Raw genomic sequence first — 21,576 nt, 5'->3', positions numbered from 1 at the left:
CATGTCATGCGTTCCATTCCAGTGTAACCCTGGGCTGCCCCGGAGTCGTCCCATGCAATGCCGACCTGTCTGCGCCGCCTGCTGCATCGTGCCGTCGATCAGCTCGCCGATACCCGGCATGCCCGAAGGCAAGCCCGCCGGCGTGCCATGCGTGCAGTTAATCGCCGACCTGCGCTGTGCCCTGTTCGGCAAACCGGAACGTCCCGTTGTCTGCGGCAAGCTGCGGCCCGCACCGGACCTCTGCGGCGTGGATAGCGATGATGCCTTTGCCCGCCTGTGGGCCTGGGAACGGGAAACCAGCCCGGAGCTTGTGCAGTGACTGCAAGGACACCGTCCGAACTGCGGCAGGACGCGCACCGTGCCGACCACCGCCGCCTGCTGGTGATCCACGGCCCGGACCGGCTCTGCCGCGACCGTGTTGCGGAACTGGTTGCGGATGACGCCGGTTCGGCCCGGTTCTGGCTGGGGTCCGAGCCGCTGCCCGGGCTGACGTTGATCAATCCGGGCCAGGTTTCCGCCTGTCTGGGGCGGGAGTCAGGGCTGGTGGTGATCGACTGCCGGGCCGGGCTCGATCCCGACCATCTGGCCGCCTTGGCTGGAACCCTCCGCGCCGGGGGCCTGCTGGTGTTGTTGACCCCGACGCTGGCCGACTGGCCGGAGCTGCCGGACCCGGCGATGGAGCGTTTCCTGATGGCCGGGCAGCGGCTTGCCGCGACAGGCCGGGGCTTCCTCCGCCGTTTCGTCCGGCTGCTCCGGGCGGACCCGCTCGTTTGCAGCCTGGATGCGGTGTCGGCGCAACTCGACTGCGAGCCCTCGCAGCCTGCTGTACCCGCCCGCCCGGAATCCCGTGCCGACGGTTGCCGCACGGCGGATCAGGCGCGCGCGGTGGCGGCGGTGCAACATGTGCTTGAAGGGCACCGGCGTCGGCCGCTGGTGTTGCTGGCGGATCGCGGCCGCGGCAAGTCGGCGGCCCTGGGTCTGGCCCTGGCCGGATTGCCCGCGGATCCCGCTCGACGGGTTCTGGTGACTGCCCCCCACAGGGGCGCCATCGACAGCCTGCTGCGCCATGCCGGCGAGAACGCTCCGCATTTCCTGCCCCCGGCCGATCTGCTGCGCGAGCAGCCGCCGGTGGACCTGTTGCTGGTGGATGAGGCGGCCGGCATTCCGCTGCCCATGCTGGAGCGGCTGCTGCAGTGCTATCCCCGCATCGCATTCGCATCCACCGTGCATGGTTACGAGGGTACCGGTCGTGGATTCGTGTTGCGTTTCGAGCCGCTGCTGGATCGACTGACGCCGGGCTGGCAACGGCTGACGCTGGAAACACCGATTCGCTGGGCCGCTAATGATCCGCTGGAGGGGTTTCTGTTTCGCAGCCTGCTGTTGGATGCCATGCCCGCACGGCTTGCCGACGATCGCCCGTCCGGCGAGGTCACGGTGCGGCAACTCGACCGGGAGGCACTGGCTGCCGACGACGATATGCTGCGCCAGCTCTTCGGTCTGCTGGTCGATGCGCATTACCGGACCCGGCCGTCGGATCTGCGCCAGTTGCTGGACGGGAAGGACATCACCGTGCATGTCGCTCTGGAGGATGCTGCGCCGGTGGGTGTGGTGCTGGTGGTGGACGAGGGACGCCTGGACCCGGCGTTGGCGGATGCGATCTGGCTGGGTCGGCGCCGCCCTCGTGGACATCTGCTGGCGCAAAGCCTGGGTGCCCATTGCGGCGTACGGCAGGCGGCGAGTCTGCCGGTCAGCCGTGTCATGCGAATCGCGGTTCATGCGAACCGGCGGCACCAGGGCATAGGCCGCCGCCTGTTGCAGGCAGCCCGGGACGCTGCAAAAACCCGTGGCAATGCCTGTTTCGGTACCAGCTTCGGCGCCACCATCGAACTGCTTCGCTTCTGGCGTGCCTGTGGCCTGCGGCCGGTTCGCATCGGGCTGCGGGCGGATGCCGCCAGCGGTGCCCGTTCGGTGGTCATGCTCCAAGGCCTAAGCGGGGAAGGGGAGACCTGCCTGTCGCAGGCGGTGGAGCGTTTCCAGGCGGCACTGCCGACGCAGTTGCAATGCATGCTGCGCGGGCTGGACCCGGCCCTGGCCGCGAACCTCCTGGGCGATATGGCCTGCCCGGAGCCGGACCAGACCGACTGGCTGGATGCTGCCGGCTTCGCACTGGCCGAGCGTGACGAGGCGGCCTGCGTACCGGCCTTGCAGCGGGTGCTGCGCTGGCTGTTGTCGCAACACGGGGTGTTCGGCGAGACGGATCCGGCCCTGCCGGTGTGCCGCTTCCTTCAGGGGCATGAGCTGGTCGCGCTGGCCGCCGAATTCCATCTGCCTGGCCGGCGCGGCGTGACCACGGCGCTGCGCGAGGCGCTTGCCCCGGTGATCAGGCAGCAGGCACCCGCGGTGGTCCTGGAGGTCGTAGGGAAAAGCTGACTTACCCAAGGCGACGTGCTTCTGGCCAGAAGCGTAGGGTGGGTCAAGCGAAGCGGACCCACGCGGTGTCATCTGTTGGCGTGACAACGAAGGTTTTCGGACTAAACAAGACGGGGGTGGCCGTGGCTGGTGACCAAGAGCTTGTTGCCACGGTCGTGACGGATCACACCGCGTGCATTCGCTGCGCTGGAGGGAACAACTGCCCTGGGGGAAAAACGCGGACCCCAACGCAGGCGTGCGAATAAATCAGCGTTTCCCTTAAGCCCGCGGATTCAGGTCAGCAAGCGGCGAAGGATCGCCTCGTAGATCCTGGACAGCGACTCCAGGTCGTCGACCCCGACCCGCTCGTCGATCTGGTGAATCGTCGCGTTCAACGGTCCGAGTTCCAGGACCTGGGCGCCGGTGGGGGCGATGAAGCGTCCGTCCGAGGTGCCGCCGCCGGTGGACAAAACCGTGTCCAGTCCGGTGACTTCCCGCACCGCGGCGCAGGTGGCGTCCACCAGTACGCCCGATTCGGTCAGAAACGGCATCGCCGACAGCGTCCAGTCGATGTGCGCGTCCAGGCCGTGCCGGTCCAGCACGTCCTGCACTGCCTTCTGCAAGACCTCCGGCGTGGTCTCGGTGGAAAAGCGGAAATTGCACAGCAGCTCCACCGTGTCCGGAATCACGTTGGTGGCCCCGGTGCCGGCGTTGATGTTCGAGATCTGGAAGGTGGTCGGCGGGAAGCTGGCGTTGCCGGCATCCCATTCGGCGGCGGTTAGCTCCTGCAGCGCCGGCGCCAGCAGGTGAATTGGATTGCGTGCCTTGTGCGGATAGGCCACGTGGCCCTGCACGCCGCGCACGGTGATGCGCGCGTTCAGCGAGCCCCGTCGACCGATCTTTACTGTATCCGCCACCACCGATTCGCTGCTGGGCTCGCCCACCAGGCACCAGTCGATGGGCATATCCTGCTGCTGCAACCAGTCGACCACGCGTTTGGTGCCGTCCACCGCAGGGCCTTCCTCGTCGCTGGTAATCAGCAGCGCGATGGACCCGCTGTGCTCGGGGCAGTCGCGCGTGAAGCGTTCAACGGCGGTGACGAAGGCGGCGACGCTGCCCTTCATGTCGGCGGCGCCGCGGCCGTACAACTGCCCCTCATGCACGGTGGGTTCAAACGGCGGGAAGCGCCAGGAGGAAGCCGGACCGGTCGGCACAACGTCGGTGTGACCGGCGAAGACGAACAGCGGGCCGTCGCTGCCGCGCCGGCTCCAGAGGTTGTCCACTTCGCCGAAACGCAGGGCCTCGGCGCGGAAACCGTGGTGCGCCAGGCGCTGCTGCAGCAGTTCCTGACACCCCGCGTCGTCCGGGGTCACCGACGGCCGTGCGATCAGGCGTTTGGCCAGTTCCAGAGTCTCGCTCATGCCTTGTCCCGTGCGTCCATCAGCGCCTGCCGCCAGGCCGCTTCGGCGAAGCCGACCAGACAGGTTCCGTCGGTTTCCAGCAGCGGCCGTTTCACCAGCGTCGGGTTCGCGGCCAGTAGCCTGGCAACGTCGGGGCCGTCCGCCTGGCGGCGCTCGCCATCAGCGAGTTGCCGCCAGGTGGTGCTGCGTCGATTGACCAGCACGCTGGCATCGCTGCGTTGCAACCAGGCCTCGACCTGGTTTGCGTCCAGGCCGTCGGCACGCAGGTCGTGGAAGCGGTATTCGATCCCGTTCGCCTCCAGCCAGCGACGCGCCTTGCGGCAGGTGTCGCAGTTGGGGATGCCGTAGACAACGGTCATCTCAGGGACGCAGCAGTTCGTTGATGCCGACCTTGCTGCGGGTCTTCTCGTCCACCTGCTTGATGATCACCGCGCAGTAAAGGCTGTGCGTACCGTCCTTGGACGGCAGGTTGCCCGGCACCACCACGGCACCCTTCGGCACGCGGCCGTAGCTCACCTCGCCGGTTTCACGGTTGTAGATCTTGGTGCTCTGGCCGATGTAGACACCCATCGAGATCACTGCACCTTCCTCGACGACAACGCCTTCGACCACCTCGGAGCGGGCACCGATGAAGCAGTTGTCCTCGATGATCACCGGTCCGGCCTGCAGCGGTTCCAGCACGCCGCCGATGCCGACGCCGCCGGACAGGTGCACGTTCTTGCCGATCTGGGCGCAGGAGCCGACCGTGGCCCAGGTGTCGACCATTGTGCCTTCATCCACATAGGCACCGATGTTGACGTAGGAGGGCATCAGCACGGCACCGGGGGCGATGAAGGAGCCGCGCCGTGCCACCGCCGGCGGCACCACGCGCACACCGCCTTCCTGGAACTCGGTGCTGTTGTAGTCGGTGTACTTCAGCGGCACCTTGTCGAAGTAGTTGATCGCCCCGGTGCGCATCACCTGGTTGTCGTTCATGCGGAACGACAGCAGCACCGCCTTTTTCAGCCACTGGTTGACCACCCAGTCGCCGATCCCGCGCTGCTCGGCAACGCGCGCCTTGCCGCTGTCGAGCAGCTGCAGGGCATCTTCCACTGCGTCGCGGACTTCTTCCGGCGCATTCCGCGGATTGAACGTGGCACGGTCCTCGAAGGCGGCCTCAATGATGTTGCGAATCTGCTCCATGATGTCTCTCCAGGTTACTGGTATTCATATCTAAAGTCGTCTGACGAGTGCGCGAATTCGGTGCGCGGCAGCCTCGCAGTGGGCCTGGTCTGCCACCAGTGCCATGCGGACATGATTGCGGCCCGGATTGCCAAGCGCGGTGTCGCGGGACAGATAGCTGCCGGGCAGAACCCGCACATGTTCCTCCTGGTACAGGCGTCGTGCAAAGTCCTGATCGTCAACCGGCGTGCGTGGCCAGAGGTAGAACCCCGCCTCGGGCCGACTCACCTCAAGACAGTCGCCGAGTATCGCGAGCACGGCATCGAATTTCTCGCGATACAGCCGCCGGTTTTCCCGCACATGCGCCTCGTCCGCCCAGGCCGCCGCACTGGCCTGCTGCACATGCTCGGGCAGGGCACAGCCGTGGTAGGTCCGGTAGCGCAGGAACTCGCGCAGTATGGCGGCATCGCCGGCGACGAAGCCGGAGCGCAGGCCCGGCGCGTTGGAGCGCTTGGACAGACTGTGAAACACCAGGCAACGACGGAAATCGGTGCGGCCTGTTTCGGCGCAGATTTGCAGCAACCCCGGCGGTGGGGTGTCTTCATTCGGATACAACTCGGAATAGCATTCGTCGGCTACTAGGATGAAATCGTGCCTGTCCGCGAGGTCGAGGAAGCGCTGCATCAGCGATTTTCCGATGACCGCGCCGGACGGGTTGCCTGGCGAACACAGGTACAGCAACTGGCAGCGGTCCCAGTCTTCGGGGGGCAGTGCATCCGGATCCGGCAGATAGCCGTTGCTCCGGTCACAGTGGAGAAAACGCGGTTCGGCGCCGGCCAGCAGGGCCGCGCCTTCGTAGATCTGATAGAACGGGTTGGGCATCATCACGAGCGGTACAGCCTGCCGGTCGACCAGGGCCTGGGCGACGGAGAAAAGGCCCTCGCGGGTACCGGCCACCGGCAGGACCTGCGAATCGGCGTCGATCTGGCCGGCATCGAGACGGAAACGCGTCTCCAACCAGGCGGCAATCGCCCGGCACAACGGGTCCTTGCCCCGGGTCGCCGGATAGCGTGACAGCCCGTCGTTCAGACTCGTGGACAGGCTCTCGGCAATGAATCGCGGTGTCGGGTGACGGGGTTCTCCGATCCCCAGATCCACGAGCGGCTTGTCAGCCGGCGGTTGCGCATCGGCAAGCAGGTCGCGCAGACGCTCGAAGGGGTAAGGCTGAAGTTTTTGCAGATCCTGATTCATGCCGGGTATTTTGTGGGCTTCGTTTCGATGCCGGGTGGCTTAAGGAAACGCTGATCCATTCGCACGCAGACGCGGAAACAAATCAGCGCTTCCTTAATGGCGAGGCGGCATTATAGGGATGAATGGGTTTTGCTGCAGGGTCGACCGGGATTTGTCAGGACCGTTTCCGGAATGGCCCTGAATTCAGGACAGTGCGATGGCGATCGATAAACTCGCACGTGCAGCCGATGCGTCCAGCGCCATGCAGGGGATTCGCGCGGCACGCACAGTGGAGGAACTGAGCCGGCCGCTGCTCGGAATGCTGCGGCGACTCACGGGCCTCGAATGTACCTATCTTACCCGCGTCGACGAGGCCGTCGGCGAACAGCAGGTTCTGTACGTCAATCAGGATCAGACCGAGCTGATTCCCGAAGGCCTGGCCGTTCCCTGGGGCGATACGCTTTGCCGGCGCGCGTTGGCGGAAAAGCGCTTTCATACCGACGACGTTTCCGGCATCTGGGGTGATTCCAGCGCGGCCCGCGAACTCGGCCTGCAGACCTACGTCAGTGTTCCGGTTTGTGAGGGGGATGGCAGCCTGTTCGGCACGGCCTGCGGCGCCAGCCGAGAGCGCGTCGCGGTCGATCCGGAAGTTCAGCCCGTGATGGACCTGATGGCCGAGTTGATCAGCAAGCAGGTTGCGCGTGAACAGCGGCTGCGCCAATTCGAGGACCGGGCCGAGAGCGCCGAGGCGCGGGCCGCGGAATTGAAAATCATGGCCGACGTCACGAGCGCCTGTCTTGCATCCGAGAATGTTGTGGACGTGCTTCCCGGTCTGACCGAGACACTGACCGTCAACAGCCACTGGACCGCCTATGGCTTTATTCGTCAGACCAGCGGTTTTCAGCCGGTAGGAATCTTCCCGAATGACAATCTGCTTGAACGTTTGCAGCATGTGCTGGATTCCCTGGACGAGGAGGGCGTCGAGCCGGGAGAACTGCTGACCGACTATGGGGCAGGCGGCGATTGGTTGACAGCCCTTATGGCAGAGTTTGAAATTCTGCCTAGCGGTACAGTGACGATCATCCCGGCTATTGCAGAGGGGCATGTGATCGGCGGCATCGTGCTGCTGTCGGCGAACAGGCTGACGATCGATGACCAGACCCTCCTTTCCGCGATCGCCGCGTCTTTGTCGATGCTGGCCGCCCGGGTTCGCGCCATGGTGCGGCTGCGTAGCGCCAATGAGGAATTGCGCGAGCACGCCTTGCAGGATGCGTTGACCGAATTGCCGAACAGACGGCACATGCTGGAGGCGCTTGACCGGATGCTGGCCGCGTGTGCCCGCAACGGTCCGCCGGTGCACGTGGTGTTCATCGATCTGGACAATTTCAAGGCAATTAACGACAGACTTGGTCACGACATCGGAGATTCGTTTCTCCATGCCGTTGGCCAGAGCCTCGCCGCCACAGTTCGCGCGAGTGATCTGGTGGGGCGCATCGGGGGTGACGAGTTCCTGGTGATTGTGCCATCCAATCCGGACGTGCCCCCGGAGGTGGAGCGGGAAGGGCTTTACCGCCGGCTGGACGCCGCGATGACCGGCGAGTTCCTGTTGCCGACCGGGCCGCTGGAATACGCCGGTGCCAGCATTGGCATCGTTACCAGTGAACCTGGTGAAAGCGAGGGGATGGATCTGATCCGGCGCGCCGATGAGGCAATGTACCGTGACAAGCAGCGACGACGCCGCGACCGTGGTAGCAGCCGATAAAGCCTTTGTCGTTCGTCATTCCGGCTGCAGCGGATGGATCCCGTCCTGCAGCAGCCGTAGCCAGACAATTTCGCCGGTGGTCAGCCGCTGGCGCCGCGCGCGGTGGTGGGGAACGTCCAGACTCAGGGTGGCGTTGGCATCGGGGCAGACCACCCGCAGTGAAGTACGGTTGCCCAGCGAGACGCATTCCTGGATGCATCCCTGGATGCCGTTGTCATCCGGGCCGGTTTTTGTCGCCTCCGGTCGTTGAAGCACGATATCGGACTCCGGGATGAACCACTCCACGGACCCCGCGGGCTGGTCTCGCCATTCCTTTCCGGGCCGTAGCCGCACTGAGCCCCATTGTAGTTCCGGTGTGTTTGCCGATCCGCCGCGTTCGCCGCGAAAGATGTTATAGGAGCCGAGCAGGCGGGCAACCCGGGCTGTTCGCGGCCTGCGAAAAAGTGTCTCGGGGTCTGCATCCTGCAAACCGCAGCCCGCCTGTATCACACAGATCCGGTCCGCCATCGCGCGGGCCTCCTCCAGATCGTGGGTTACCAGTACCATCGGTATGTCGATCGACCGCCGCAGAAGGGCAAGCTCGCGCTGCAGACGAGTGCGGGTGCTTCGGTCGACGGCCGAGAAGGGCTCGTCGAGCAGCAGCACCGAAGGATCCCGCGCCAGGGCGCGGGCCACTGCGACGCGCTGCTGCTGCCCACCTGAGAGCTGCGCCGGATAACGTTCAGCCAATCCGGTCAGATGGACCTGCTCCAGCAGTTGGTCGGACCGCTGCCGCTGCTCGGCAGCGGTGCCGCCGGTCATTGCCAGTGTCAGGTTCTGCCGCGCTGTCAGGTGCGGAAACAGCAGGTAATCCTGGAATACGATGCCGACCCGGCGTTGCTGTGGCGGGCACATGCGGTTGGTCCCCGTATCCAGCCATTGCTCCTGGCCAATACGGATGGAACCCTTGTCCGGTCGATGCAGCCCGGCAATGCAGCGCAGGATCGTGCTCTTGCCGCTGCCTGAGGGGCCGACCAGTGCCACCAGTTCGCCGGGTGCCACCCGCAGACGGATGTCCAGCGGGATCGGCCGCCGGGCCTCCAGCAGCAAATCCAGCTCAGCGGACACGCAACGCACTCCCGCGGCCGGCCAGGCCGTAGACCAGGCCAATGGCGACAAAGGACACTGTGAGCAGTAGCAGACTCATGGCGCCAGCCGCCTCGTCATCGAAGGCCTGAACCCGGTCGTAGATGGCAATGGCGATGGTACGGGTTTCTCCATCAATGGCGCCGCCCACCATTAGCACGACGCCGAATTCGCCGATGGTGTGAACAAAGGTCAGCACGAAGGCGGAGATCACGCCCGGCCAGACCAGCGGCAGCTCCACGCGCAGAAAGGTGCGCCAGTCGGAAAGCCCGCAGCACCAGGCCGCCTCGCGCAGTCCGGCCGGCACGGTCTCGAAGGCGCGCTGCACTGGCTGTACCGCGAACGGCAGGTTGAAGATGATCGAGGCCAGCAGGATGCCGGTGAAGCTGAAGTTCAGGCTGCCCCCGGTCAACTGCTGCCACAGCGCGCCCAGCGGCGCCTCGCCACTGAAGGCACTGAGCAGGTAGAAACCAAGCACCGTGGGCGGTAATACAAGCGGTAGGGCGATCAGCGCCTCGATGAAGCCGCGGCCGCGAAAGCGTCGGTGCGCCAGCCAGCGGCCGAGGATGATGCCGATCGGCAGTAGGATTGCCGTGGTCCAAGCCGCCAGTTCCAGTGAAAGGCGTAGTGCCGTCCAGTCCATGGTTCAGTCCGGCTCGGGCAGGCCGAAACCGTGTTCCTCCAGCAGTTCGCGACTTGCAGGCGACAGAATGAATTCAAAGAATGCCCCGGCCACGGGTCCAGCCCGTGTGGTCAGGGCCATGCGTTGATTGAGCGGCGCATGCAGCGCCGGATCCAGCGCCTGCCAGGGGCGTTCGATCCGTTCTGCACGTGGCTTCACCAGCGGGTAGGCGACGATGCCGCCATCCGTGTCGGGCGACAGCGCATGCCGCGTGGACTGCGCGACGTCGTCGCCAAGGATCAGTCGCGGCTGAATGGTATTCCACAGCCCCGCGGTTTCCAGCGCTTCCCGTGCTGCCTGGCCGTAAGGCGCATGCTCCGGATTGGCCAGCGCAAAGCGCCGCAGCGAACCGTCCTCCAGCCGTGCCGCCAGTGACTCCAGCAAGGCCACTTGCCGATTCTCATCCACCGGCCCGACAACGGCCAGACGACCGATGGCATACAGCGCGCCGGCATTTCGCAGATGGCCGCTCTCGGCCAGCGCATGGACATAGGATTCATCGGCCGACAGGTACAATTCGAACGGCGCACCCTGGGCAATCTGCCGCCGGAAATTGCCACTGGAGCCGAATTGCAGGCGCAGGGCATGGCCGGTCTCCGCCTCGAAGCGCTCAGCGATCAGCGGCAACACCACCTGCAGATCCGAAGCCGCCGCCACAATCGGCGGCCGCTCGGCCTGGACAGGCAGCGCAAGCAGGAGGCAGAAAACGAGCAGTAACCGACGCATGAGCTGCAGTCTACCGCGGCACATCCCTCGTAGGGTGGATTAAGCGCAGCGAATCCACGCGGAGACTAGGTTTTCGGACAAACAAATCCACCCGACGTGACACGGGCGGAACTCGTCCGAAAACCTTCCTTGTCCGAAAGCCTTTGTTGTCGACCCAATCAATACCGCCGCATCTGCCCCACGACCACACCCTGGACCTGCACCCGGTCCGCCGCATACCGCTGCGGCGCGTAGGCCGCGTTCGCCGGATGCAACACCACCTCGGCACCGTCCAGCTGGAACCGCTTCAGGGTCGCATTCTCGTCATCCACCAGCGCCACCACCAGCTCGCCGTTGCGCGCGGTTTCCCGGTGTTCCACCACCACCCAGTCGCCGTCGAGAATGCCCTCGTCACTCATGGAATCGCCTTCCACCTGCAACACATAGGACTGGCCGCGCCCGCGCAGGATCGACGGCACCGCCAGGTACTGCTGCTGATCGATCGCCTCGATGGGCTGGCCGGCGGCAATGCGGCCGAGCACGGGCAGGGTCTCCTCCGGGTCGGCGTCGGGATAGCAAAGCTGCAGCCCGCGCCCGTTCGCACCGGCCCGCACCAGGCCGGCCGCCTGCAGCGCCCGCACATGCTTGTGCAGCGAGCCGCGCGAGCGCAGTCCCAGCGCCGCGCAGACCTCGTCCAGCGTCGGTGCATGCTCGGTGGCATCGCGCTCCCGCAGGAACCCCAGGATCTCCGCCTGTCGCCGGCTAAGGTCCAGCATCTTGCCCGTTCTCCCTTTGTTCTCTAGGCTTCGGCATAAAGAACACCAGGAGAACAGCATGGCAGACGCGGCCGAACGACACCAGCCCGAGGTTTCCACCGACTCACCGGTGCGCCGCCTGGCCGACAGACTGCGGCGCAAATACCGTTCACGGATCACCGGTGAACTGGTCACGCCGGCCCGCGAGGGCCGCTACGCCGAGCTGCCGCCGGAACTGGACCCGCGCCTTGCCAGGGCGCTGACTGATCGCGGCGTGTCCCGGCTCTACAGCCACCAGCGCGAGGCCTGGGACGGCATCACCGGCGATCGGCGGCACACGGTGGTCGTGACGCCTACCGCCTCCGGCAAGACGCTCTGCTACAACCTGCCGGCGCTGCAGGCCGCCCTGGCCGAGCAGGCCAAGGCGCTCTACCTGTTCCCGACCAAGGCCCTGTCGCAGGATCAGGTGGCCGAACTGATGGAGCTGAACGAGGCCGGTGGGCTCGGCATCCGCGCCTACACCTTCGACGGCGACACGCCGGGCGATGCGCGCAAGGCGGTGCGTACCCGGGGTGACATCGTGGTCACCAACCCGGACATGCTGCACCAGGGTGTGCTGCCGCATCACACCAAGTGGGCGCAGTTCTTCGAGAACCTGCGCTACGTGGTCATCGACGAGATGCACACCTACCGCGGCGTGTTCGGCTCGCACATGGCCAATGTCATTCGTCGGCTGCGGCGTGTCTGCCGCTTCTACGGCGCCGATCCGGTGTTCGTGCTCTGTTCGGCCACCATCGCCAATCCGGCGGAACTGGCCGGCCGGCTGCTGGGTTCCGAGGTGCAGGCCATCACCGAATCCGGTGCGCCGGCCGGCGAGAAGCACCTGCTGCTGTGGAACCCGCCGGTGATCAATGCCGATCTGGGCATCCGCGCCTCGTCCCGATCCCAGGCCACACGGATCGCGCGCATGAGCGTGCGTGCCCGGCTCAAGACCATTGTCTTCGCCCAGTCGCGGCTGATGGTGGAGGTGCTGACCAAATACCTGAAGGACGTGTTTGACCCCGATCCGCGCAAGCCGTCCCGGGTCAGCGCCTATCGCGGCGGCTATCTGCCGCTGCAGCGCCGGCAGACCGAGATGGCCCTGCGCACCAGCCACATCGACTGTGTCATCGCCACCTCGGCGCTGGAACTGGGCGTGGATATCGGCGGCCTGGATGTCTGCGTGTTGAACGGTTATCCGGGCACCATCGCCGCCACCTGGCAGCGGCTCGGCCGCGCCGGCCGCCGCAACCGCCCGGCGTTGGGCGTTCTGGTGGCCTCCAGCCAGCCGCTGGACCAGTACATCGTGCGTAACCCGGCGTTCTTCCTCGACGCCTCGCCGGAACATGCCCGCATCGACCCGGACCAGTTGCTGATCCTGCTAGACCACGTTCGCTGCGCCGCCTTCGAACTGCCGTTCCGCAAAGGGGACCGTTTCGGCGGGCATGACCTGGGTGAACTGCTGGCCTATCTGGAAGAGCAGGCCGTGCTGCACCGGGAGCAGGACACCTGGCACTGGACCGAGGACAGCTACCCGGCCCAGAGCGTCAGCCTGCGTTCGGTGGCCGAAGGCAACTTCCTGGTCGTGGACCGGGACCAGGGCGGCCGCCAGGTGATCGCCGAGGTGGATTACTCCAGCGCCGCCGAGACGCTCTACGAGGGCGCCATCTACATGGTGCAGGCCGCGCCCTATCAGGTGGAGGAACTGGACTGGACCGGTCGCAAGGCCTATGTCCGCCCGACCCGTGTGGACTATTACACCGATGCGATCGACTACTCGCGGCTGCGCGTCCTCGAGGCCTTCGAGCGGGCGAAGGGCGGCGAGGCCCAGACCGCCCACGGCGAGGTCCATCTGGTGCGCCGCATCCCCGGCTACAAGAAGATCCGCTACTATAGCCACGAGAACATCGGCTACGGCAACATCAACCTGCCGGACCAGGAGATGCACACCACGGCGGTCTGGTGGCAGCTCTCGGCGGACGCCCTGGCCGCCGCCTTCCCGTGCCGGCAGCAGGCGCTGGACGGCTTCCTGGGTGCCGCCTACGCCATGCACCACGTGGCTTCACTGCGGGTCATGTCGGAACCGCAGGATCTGGGCCGCGCGGTCGGCGACGGCGATGCTCGCTGGTTCGCCACCGTCGGTGCCGGCGGACGCGGCCAGATCCGCACGCTGGACGGTGCCGAACGCGACCCGGATGCCGAGGCCCGTTTCCAGCCTGCCGTGTTCCTGTACGACAACTATCCCGGCGGCGTCGGGCTGTCCGCACCGCTCTTCGAGCGCCGCCAGGCGGTGGTGCAGGGCGCCCTGCAATTGATCCAGGCCTGCGACTGCAGCCACGGTTGCCCGGCCTGCATCGGCCCGATCCTGGCCTCGGACGAAGTCCGCGGTTTCTCGCCCAAGACCGCCGCCCTCGCCGCGCTGAACCGATTCGCCGAGCATGACCCTCAGCAAGCGGCTTGATGCCCTGCGCCAACAGGCCGGCGCCGCACCACAGCCGCAAACGCCGGAAGCGGGCAATGGCGATCTGCGCGCCCAACTGGAACGGCTGGACCGCCACCGCCGCCAGGCCCGTGCCCGCCCGGTGCGCAAGTCCATCTCCGCCGAAGCCCTGGCCGAATCGTTGGGCGGCAAGGTTGTCGCTGACCACTTGATGTTGGTGGAACGCCACTGGCCGCTAACTGAGCGCCACGGTGACCAACCGCTGAGCCTGGCCAACGAGTCCACCCACCCGGTCTGCGAGATTCCGGCAAAAACCCTCTACCTCGATACGGAAACCACCGGGCTTGCCGGCGGCACCGGTACGCTGGCCTTCATGGTCGGCGTGGCCGACCAAACCGCAACCCACATCCGCACCCGCCAATGGCTGATCACTGCCTTCGCCGGCGAGGCTGCCATGCTGCATGCCACAGCCGAAGCACTGAGGGACGCCGAGGCGGTCGTCACCTACAACGGCAGCGGCTTCGACCTGCCACTGCTCCGCAGTCGCCACCGGCTAATCGCCGGCACGGACCTCCCCGAGGCCGATCACACGGATCTGCTGCACCCGGTCCGCCGCCTGTTCCGCGACCACTGGCCCGACTGCCGACTGGCCACCGTGGAGCGGCAGCTTCTCGGCCTGCAACGCATGAACGACCTGCCCGGCGCCGAAGCCCCTGAAGCATGGAAAGCGTTCCTCGCCGGTGACCCGAACCATCGCCTGGCCGGCGTGCTGCACCACAACGCCCTGGACATCCTCAGCCTCACCGTCCTGCCAGCCATGCTCTGCCGCGCCGCCCAGAAGCCAAAAGCCCACGGCGCCGTGCCACGCGCCGCCGCCCGGCTATGGACGAAACACGGCAACGTGAAAAAGGCTATCCGGATTCTGGAACAGAGCCTGGAACAACTGGACATGCGGGGCCGGCACGAGCTCGCCAGGTTGTTGAGAAACACCGGCCGAAGTGAGGAGGCCGTCATCATCTGGCAGGCCATGGCCGAGCAGGGCAATCAACAGGCCACCGAACACCTGGCCAAGTACTACGAGCACGTGCAGCGGGACTACGCCGTGGCATTGGATCACGCAGAACGGCTGGGCGCCGATGCGTATACGCGCAAGCGGGTGGAGCGGTTGCAACGGCGATTGTTGAAGCCGGTGCAGTTGGCGCTCGCGCTCTAACCGTTGTCCGTCAGGCGTTCCCGAAGCCGCTTCCCTTGTTGCTGGGCCAGCATGACGTCCTTGTCACCACGCGCATGCAGGAACTGTTGTAATGGAATAGGGAAAACGGGCGGTCAGGCGATTACCTGGCCGCGGCGCTACCGGTCGTGTAAGTTGTTGGTTTTACGAATTATGGCGGTATTCAGGCGACATGCGGACCGCGGAGTTATCGAGAGGTCCCGAATATACAATATCGCAGAATGCGGTCTAATCACTGTTAGGAACACACTTTGCCGACAGCCGAAATGAGGGACTACCTGAAGAAGGTTACCTGCCGTGCTCCTTGCGTACGGGAAATATGGATCGTTGGCTCGAGGGCAAACGGGAATGCTCGGAGTGATTCCGACTGGGACTTTCTAGCCTTCGGTGAAATTGGCGCAATCGAGGAAATTGCGGAAGAGGCGTCATTGCATAAGGACGGGGTCGATCTTCTTCTGGTGAAGCCTGATGGTACGTTTGAGCGGCCATGGGGTGAACTGAAATCAGGCTCGTTAGCCGCGTGGGAGTGGACTCCCGTCGATGCAACCCGTGCCAAGTACGTTGGGACAAAGTGGATACCTGACAGAGAGGCGGAAGAAGCACGTATCGACACATTAGGCGGTATTCAGCGAACAAGATTCTGGGCCTACAAAGTATGGCCGGATGAAAAGTGCTCCTAACAACAGCTTCAATGCGGACCGGCATGTTCGCTAGCGCTTCAAAGCCGGACGGTTAAGCTGAGGTTAGCATCTGATGTTGAATGCGTGGACTTAACGCAGATTAATTAATTTTGAATGTAAATTGGTTTCGTCGACGAAAATTAAAGCTTTTGACTTCCGTAAGGAGAATCCATGACTGATCACATTCTAGACGATATATCCCCTGAAGGACGAGATTTGCGTGAATATACCGACGAATTACGAAAAAGCCACGCAGTGGTCAAGAATACTTTCAATGAATGGGTGTTGCTTAAACATGCAGATGTCGTAGCAGCAGCTATGGATCATGAGCGTTTTTCTAATGCGGCGTCTCGTTATCTGCAAATCCCAAATGGAATGGATGGCGATGAACATACGTATTACCGAAAAGTTATCGATCGTTATTTGAGTAAAGAAGCGTTACAGCCGTATATACCCACCTTCCAAAAAGTGGCTACTCAACTGATGACAGAGTTACCCAGAGGTGAGGTGTTGGATGCTGTAAGCGAAATTGGTGCGGTTTTCGCTGTACGTGCCCAATGTGAGTGGTTAGGTTGGCCAAAGGAATTAGAGCCTCGTTTGTTGCAGTGGATGACTGACAACCATGCCGCTATCCGTTCGAGAAGCCATAAAGAAATGAGCGATCTCGCAACACAATTCGATGAAATAATTCGCTCCGTTATTCATCCGCGACGGGCGAATAAAGTGCAGGAAAACGATGATGTGACGACTCGACTATGTCATGACATTAGCTTGGGACGACTGCTCACAGAAACGGAATTGATTTCCATTATGCGCAACTGGACTGCCGGTGATCTTGGCTCTATCGCGTTATGTGTTGGTGTTATTGCGCATCATATAGCACATCAGCCAACCCTCGCAGAACAATTGAGAACAGCAGAAGACAAAGAAATAGAAGCATTTATTGATGAAGTTTTACGCATTGACGATCCCTTTGTTTCTAATCGACGAATTACAAATTGCTCTGTGCAAATTGGTGGACAGGATGTTCCGAAAGGAGCAATAGTAAAGTTACATTGGACATCCGCGAATCGAGATGAATTGCTATTCGGCGATAATAAATTCGATCCCAAAAAAAATAGAAAAAATAATCTAGTTTATGGGGTTGGGAAACACGCCTGTCCTGGCCGCCTATTAGCAACCTGGGAGCTGCGGATTATGGTTAGGACCTTATTGTCCTCGGTGCAAACTATTACGCTGGCGCAAAACCAAGAAGCAGAGCGAGAAATTGCCCCCTTGGGTGGTTTTCATAGAGTACCTGTTGTGCTTTCTTAGCGCGTCAATACGTTTGAAAAGTTTATTATTATAGGATGATCAGATGGAACTAATAATGCTATCAATCGCCTCCACTGGACAAATTTTAGTGTCACCTTTCTGAGATCCGGGACACCGTCAGATTTCCCCGGCGGCTCATCGACGGCACCATGCGATGCTTCACGAGCAACGCCTGATAGTCCCCGGAGGCGTACTGACTGCCCTGATCCGCGTGGTGCAGCAGCCCCGGTGCGGGACGGCGTCGTCCGACGGTCATGGTGAGCGCATCGGTGACAGGCTTTGTGCGCATGTGGTCCGCCATCGCCCAGCCAAAGGAGACTTCCCGGGACAGCCACAGATTTTCTGCCGAATATCAGGGATAGTAACGTGCAGGGCGCGCATGGATTGGGAATAAAAAAGGCGAGGCGCGACACGTGACGCGAGTCCAATGGGGGCAGTTCCGAGATTTCCTGTTTCCCTCGGTCGGGGCCGAGAATGAGGAACAGTTTGGCGAATATCAACGCCTTCTTTCCCGGCGAATAGCCGTGGTTATGGCGGTTGGGCTAGTAGTGATCCTGCCCGTGTTTCAACTACTGGATTATCTCTTCTATCACGACAACTCGCAGGTTGCTTTCCGCAATGGCCTGTGGCGCTCGCTGCCCTTGGTTGTCGCGCTGGGAATTCTGTGGCTTCGCTGGTCGCGTCCGGATGGGGGATGGCCCCGGCCGATGGCATTGCTGCAGGGGTTCATGCTGATGATCGCCATGGCCGGCATGTTTAGCACGACCGTGATTATCGGCGGTTTTCCCGAGGGCGAAGTGCACCATGCTCAGGGGCTCATCCTTGTAATTGCATCGGTGGCGATAGCCGCAACCCGCGGTTTGCGGGATATACCCTATCTCTATGGTGTGCCGTTGCTGGCATTGCCGCTTGTGCTGCTTGTTCAGGGCATGCCGGGCGAACAGGTGCTGGATCACATGGCGTATCCCATTGCCATGCTGATTGTTGCCGGCATCATTATCGAGCTGCTACATCATGGGAACGTGTCTCATTTTTTGGCGACCCGGGAACTCCATAAGGATGCTATGACGGATGCCCTGACCGGGCTGGCTAACCGCCGTGCCATGCACTGCGAACTCGGGGGGGCCCATTCCCGATCCCTTCGCCATGGCGATGGATATGCGCTGCTCATGGCCGATCTCGACCACTTCAAGCAGGTGAACGATGTCCACGGGCATGATGTGGGGGACCAGGTCCTAAAGGAGCTTGCGCGTCGCCTGAAAATGGCGGTGCGAGCCGAAGACCACGTGGCACGTTGGGGTGGAGAAGAGTTTCTGCTGCTGATTCAGGGTGTTGAAAAGCGCGTCGCGCTGGCGATTGCCGAAAAACTGAGGGCGACGGTGGCCGAGACGCCTTTCGCCACCAGTGCCGGGGCATTGTCCGTCACGGTGAGCATCGGGCTAGCGCTTAACGCTCACGATCGCCACTACGAGACAGTGTGTAGTCGTGCAGACCAGGCGCTTTACCAAGCGAAGCGCAACGGTCGGAATAGGACAGAGATTTTGTGATTCGGGCGGAAAAACCGGGCGGCGGAATCGGAAAACCGGGACGGAAATCCGCGGAAATCCGGGACACCCTCAGATTTCCTCGATAAATTTCAGAATGTCCTCGGTTTTTTCGATTTTACAATTTTCACCACCGGGGGAGGCGGCGATGCGGAAACTGCAGATCGAGGTTCCGCCGTTCCTTGAGGCTCTGGACAGCGGCGGTCTCGGGATCACGTACTACCTCGACCTCCAGGCTGGCGCTGTCATCGCAGTCTTTGACGACGTGGACGACGATGAAGACGAGCTCCGGCCTGCAGTCGACGAAGCCCCGGAGCGCTACCGCTACATCGACCCGGTCGACTCACACGAGAGCTACCGGTGGATGGAGCACTTCGCCCACAGCATCGAGGAAGCTGAGGTTCGGGGGCGGCTGCTGGATGCGCTAGATCGGCAGCGCCCGTTCCGCCGCTTCAAGGACGCGCTCCTGAGCTACCCGGAAGTTCGGGAGGCGTGGTTCCGGTCTCGGGAGGAGCGGTTGCGCGCGTATGCGGAGGAGTGGCTTATGGCGGAGGAAATTGAGGCCGAGTTGGTCGAGACCCGAACCGTGGAGAGCGATATAAATCGCAGCGGATGAAAAAGTCTAGGACACCCACAGATTTTCAGTGGCGCTTTCCGAGCCGAGGCCTAAAGTCTGTGGGTGTCCCGGATTCTCCGAGCCGAGGCCTAAAGTCTGTGGGTGTCCCGGATTCTGCCCTGTAAGGTTAGGGGGACACTGAGCAATGTACGCGAAGGGCTCGGCCGATCCTCGAGCGCGGACGTGTGGATATTCCTCCAGTGTCGGCCTAGCGTAATTGCTTTATACATCGCGCTCCTTATACTCGATCGCAGGCATTTCTTGTTTTTCCGGAGAAAGCGATGTGCATCCTTCCTGAAGTGTCCCGCGTGTTGATCTCCCATCTGGGAGGGTGCTCAAACTCCCGTCCGTAATGTGCCGGGCGCCCTGTGGTAGCCCGGCGTAATCCTGTTTTCTGCCTGTTATGTGGCAAGGGGCGCCTAGCGCGCAGCGCCTGCCTGCGGGCGTGCATTGGATAACGGAGTTCAGGGTGGCGGTTCGCCGGCGGGTGGATGTTCTCCTTCTTTTCAGTTGAACAGGCGGATCGGGTACGGTTTCTGGAGCAGCCACTGGTACCTTCGCGTACGACACAAGATACAAGGTGTGGATCCATGAATGGGCAGCGACATTCTCGATTTAATGGCCGGCGACAATCCCGGGTTCTGGAAACAATAAATCTTCCCATCATTCTTGAACATGTTGCCGAAGCCGCCACAACGTTCTACGGGCGTGGCAAGTTACCAGAATACATTCCGGAACTCGCCGAGATTGAGCCCAATCAGTTTGGCATGGCCATCACTACTGTTGCGGGTGAACAATACACAATTGGTGATGTCGATGTGGCCTTTTCAATCCAGAGTATCTCAAAGCTTCTGGCACTGATACTGGCCATGAATCTTGAGGGGGAATCCCTGTGGAGTCATGTGGGTCGTGAGCCCTCCGGAACGCGCTTCAATTCGCTAGTCCAGCTGGAGTACGAGCAAGGCATTCCCAGGAATCCGTTCATCAACGCTGGCGCTCTGGTGACGCTCGATCGTGTCCTTGCCCATGTTCGAGACTATCCGTCCGTGGTGCTAGATTTTGCCAGGTTCCTGTCGATGAGCGACAGCGTGGCTATCGATTCGGCCATTGTGGAATGTGAGCGTCAAACCGGCCACACGAATTATGCGCTTGCATACTTGCTGCGATCGTTCAGACGCATTGAGGCCCCGGTAACGGAGCTCCTGGCCGCATATTTCCACCAATGTGCGTTGTCCATGACCTGCCGGGATTTGTCTCGCGCGTTCGTAGCCCTGGCGAATGGGGGCCTTTCTCCGATTCTTGAAGAGGCTGTTGTGACGGCGCGCCATGCAAAGCGCATCAACTCACTCATGCTGACAAGCGGTATGTACGATTCGGTAGGGAATTTTGCATATCGAGTCGGTCTGCCCGCCAAGAGTGGCGTCGGCGGAGGGATTGTTGCCATCGTTCCAGGACATATGTGTATTGCAGTATGGTCCCCGGAGCTGGACCTTTCAGGAAACTCCGTAGTGGGAGTGCGTGCACTGGAGACATTCTCCGAAATAACCGGTCTGTCGATATTTTAGGGAAACACTGAATTATCCCCGCGTCTGCGCCCGAGACCGGTTTTGGTCATCTGGCAAGGCGCGGTGCCGGTTCGGTAGCTTGAGCTACCGGGCCGGTGGCGCAACGCTGCCAGGGGCCAAAACCGGCCGGGCCCTTCGGGTTGGGCCGCATTTTTCCCGATTGCTGCGTTGCGCTGCTTGACCGCAGAACGACTGCGGCGCGGCGCAGCGCGCCTTGCCTCGGAAAAAATGCGGACTCCAACGCAGGCGTGCGAATAATTCAGTGTTTCCTGAAATTGCCGATGTGCGGGGCGCGCAGCATCCAGTGACCACTTGAGAAGCGACGGTCGCATGGGCGCTGGCCGCCCAATGTCTCCCTAGGTGACCTCAAGGACGCCGTATTGTGCGCTGCCGCCGACAACATGCGGTTGTCGTTGCGGTGAGCGGACGTGCTTTTCGGTTCCAGTCCCGGTGGCTGCAGCTGGACGAGTCGCAGCCCATGGCAAGGGCTGGGCTTCAGAGTTGCGTTGCCGGTTGTTCAGTGGCTCGCGCCTGCGGGCCAACGCCTCAAGGCCGCCCACACGATCCGGTTCCTGTCGGATTAAGTAAACACGGTGTTGTCGTCCCTTCCGGCACCCGATTCCCTTTCCCTCCTGCGTATCAACCACGTAGCGCTTGCGCTGTGGACGAGGGTTGTCTTCCAGTCGTGCAGGAACCTGTAAAGAAAAAAAGTTGCAAAATAAGAAAACTTCGGCATCCTCAGGTCATGGGCACCGGAACGGGGGGTCAGACGATGATGCCGTTTGCACTGCTTCGCTTCGGGCTGAGCCCAGGCATCCGGAGCCACGCGTGTTCCGGGAGCCGGAGAGGCTGCGGGAGAGCCACGTCGACTTTCATTGCTTGATGCACGGAGAAGAA

Annotated in this window: 19 protein-coding genes; 10 read left to right on the top strand and 9 right to left on the bottom strand. The window is 62.6% G+C overall.

All coding sequences use genetic code 11. From position 1 onward, the window contains the following. The first annotated feature begins 52 nt into the window (after window positions 1–52). The gene (locus tag M0534_RS00090; RefSeq protein WP_248566370.1) at window positions 53–319 is read left to right on the top strand and encodes a YkgJ family cysteine cluster protein; all 267 of its coding nucleotides are present in this window, start codon (window positions 53–55) and stop codon (window positions 317–319) included. After that, window positions 316–2,430, top strand: coding sequence for a tRNA(Met) cytidine acetyltransferase TmcA (locus M0534_RS00085; RefSeq protein WP_248566369.1), 2,115 nt, complete (start codon window positions 316–318; stop codon window positions 2,428–2,430). Before M0534_RS00090 ends, M0534_RS00085 begins: the two co-directional genes overlap by 4 nt. A gap of 272 nt (window positions 2,431–2,702) precedes the next feature. Here the strand turns inward: M0534_RS00085 and dapE are convergent, their stop codons facing one another. The 4 genes from dapE to dapC are packed head-to-tail and all read right to left on the bottom strand — an operon-like array spanning window position 2,703 to window position 6,242. Beyond that, the gene (gene dapE / locus M0534_RS00080) at window positions 2,703–3,830 is read right to left on the bottom strand and encodes a succinyl-diaminopimelate desuccinylase (protein ID WP_248566368.1); all 1,128 of its coding nucleotides are present in this window, start codon (window positions 3,828–3,830) and stop codon (window positions 2,703–2,705) included. Then, complete coding sequence (locus tag M0534_RS00075; protein ID WP_248566367.1) at window positions 3,827–4,189, bottom strand: arsenate reductase; 363 nt, start codon at window positions 4,187–4,189, stop codon at window positions 3,827–3,829. The genes dapE and M0534_RS00075 overlap by 4 nt, the downstream gene beginning before the upstream one ends. A gap of 1 nt (window position 4,190) precedes the next feature. Further along, window positions 4,191–5,012, bottom strand: a complete 822-nt coding sequence (gene dapD, locus M0534_RS00070; protein ID WP_248566366.1) for a 2,3,4,5-tetrahydropyridine-2,6-dicarboxylate N-succinyltransferase — start codon at window positions 5,010–5,012, stop codon at window positions 4,191–4,193. Window positions 5,013–5,042: 30 nt separating this feature from the next. Next, a complete protein-coding gene (gene dapC / locus M0534_RS00065; protein WP_248566365.1) occupies window positions 5,043–6,242 on the bottom strand; it encodes a succinyldiaminopimelate transaminase in 1,200 nt (399 codons plus the stop codon). A gap of 196 nt (window positions 6,243–6,438) precedes the next feature. Here dapC and M0534_RS00060 point away from each other — a divergent pair, with 196 nt between their 5' ends. Then, the gene (locus M0534_RS00060; protein ID WP_248566364.1) at window positions 6,439–7,983 is read left to right on the top strand and encodes a sensor domain-containing diguanylate cyclase; all 1,545 of its coding nucleotides are present in this window, start codon (window positions 6,439–6,441) and stop codon (window positions 7,981–7,983) included. Between the two features lie 15 nt (window positions 7,984–7,998). Here the strand turns inward: M0534_RS00060 and M0534_RS00055 are convergent, their stop codons facing one another. From M0534_RS00055 to lexA, 4 genes are all read right to left on the bottom strand, one after another. After that, a complete protein-coding gene (locus M0534_RS00055) occupies window positions 7,999–9,090 on the bottom strand; it encodes an ABC transporter ATP-binding protein (RefSeq protein ID WP_248566363.1) in 1,092 nt (363 codons plus the stop codon). Next, entirely contained in the window at window positions 9,080–9,751 is a 672-nt protein-coding gene (gene modB, locus M0534_RS00050; RefSeq protein ID WP_248566362.1) for a molybdate ABC transporter permease subunit, read from the bottom strand. Before modB ends, M0534_RS00055 begins: the two co-directional genes overlap by 11 nt. Before the next feature lie 3 nt (window positions 9,752–9,754). Beyond that, the gene (gene modA, locus M0534_RS00045) at window positions 9,755–10,516 is read right to left on the bottom strand and encodes a molybdate ABC transporter substrate-binding protein (RefSeq protein ID WP_248566361.1); all 762 of its coding nucleotides are present in this window, start codon (window positions 10,514–10,516) and stop codon (window positions 9,755–9,757) included. Between the two features lie 158 nt (window positions 10,517–10,674). Then, window positions 10,675–11,271 (bottom strand): transcriptional repressor LexA, encoded by a 597-nt coding sequence (gene lexA / locus M0534_RS00040; protein WP_248566360.1) that lies wholly within the window; start codon window positions 11,269–11,271, stop codon window positions 10,675–10,677. Between the two features lie 58 nt (window positions 11,272–11,329). Here lexA and M0534_RS00035 point away from each other — a divergent pair, with 58 nt between their 5' ends. The 4 genes from M0534_RS00035 to M0534_RS00025 all read left to right on the top strand — a co-directional run bounded on the left by M0534_RS00035 (window position 11,330) and on the right by M0534_RS00025 (window position 16,954). Next, window positions 11,330–13,750, top strand: coding sequence for a DEAD/DEAH box helicase (locus M0534_RS00035; RefSeq protein WP_248566359.1), 2,421 nt, complete (start codon window positions 11,330–11,332; stop codon window positions 13,748–13,750). Next, complete coding sequence (locus M0534_RS00030; RefSeq protein WP_248566358.1) at window positions 13,728–14,942, top strand: ribonuclease H-like domain-containing protein; 1,215 nt, start codon at window positions 13,728–13,730, stop codon at window positions 14,940–14,942. The genes M0534_RS00035 and M0534_RS00030 overlap by 23 nt, the downstream gene beginning before the upstream one ends. 284 nt (window positions 14,943–15,226) lie before the next feature. Next, window positions 15,227–15,640, top strand: a complete 414-nt coding sequence (locus M0534_RS13790; protein WP_428348178.1) for a nucleotidyltransferase domain-containing protein — start codon at window positions 15,227–15,229, stop codon at window positions 15,638–15,640. Between the two features lie 171 nt (window positions 15,641–15,811). Next, window positions 15,812–16,954, top strand: coding sequence for a cytochrome P450 (locus tag M0534_RS00025; protein ID WP_248566357.1), 1,143 nt, complete (start codon window positions 15,812–15,814; stop codon window positions 16,952–16,954). A 91-nt stretch (window positions 16,955–17,045) separates the two neighbouring features. On the opposite strand, the gene M0534_RS00020 is transcribed toward M0534_RS00025, so the two are convergent. Then, complete coding sequence (locus tag M0534_RS00020; RefSeq protein WP_428348184.1) at window positions 17,046–17,285, bottom strand: DDE-type integrase/transposase/recombinase; 240 nt, start codon at window positions 17,283–17,285, stop codon at window positions 17,046–17,048. An 82-nt stretch (window positions 17,286–17,367) separates the two neighbouring features. Here M0534_RS00020 and M0534_RS13750 point away from each other — a divergent pair, with 82 nt between their 5' ends. From M0534_RS13750 to M0534_RS00005, 3 genes are all read left to right on the top strand, one after another. Beyond that, window positions 17,368–18,501, top strand: coding sequence for a GGDEF domain-containing protein (locus tag M0534_RS13750; RefSeq protein ID WP_248566356.1), 1,134 nt, complete (start codon window positions 17,368–17,370; stop codon window positions 18,499–18,501). Window positions 18,502–18,646: 145 nt separating this feature from the next. Further along, complete coding sequence (locus M0534_RS00010; RefSeq protein WP_248566355.1) at window positions 18,647–19,114, top strand: UPF0158 family protein; 468 nt, start codon at window positions 18,647–18,649, stop codon at window positions 19,112–19,114. Window positions 19,115–19,704: 590 nt separating this feature from the next. Continuing rightward, window positions 19,705–20,679 carry a glutaminase gene (locus M0534_RS00005; protein WP_248566354.1) on the top strand — a complete coding sequence of 325 codons (975 nt, stop codon included), beginning with the start codon at window positions 19,705–19,707 and terminating at the stop codon, window positions 20,677–20,679. The last annotated feature ends 897 nt before the right edge of the window (window positions 20,680–21,576 follow it).

It is taken from the genome of Methylonatrum kenyense (assembly GCF_023195885.1).
In the GTDB taxonomy this organism is placed as follows: domain Bacteria; phylum Pseudomonadota; class Gammaproteobacteria; order Nitrococcales; family Aquisalimonadaceae; genus Methylonatrum; species Methylonatrum kenyense.
Note: the sequence above shows the minus strand (reverse complement) of the source record. Positions and strands in the feature narration are given on the sequence as shown.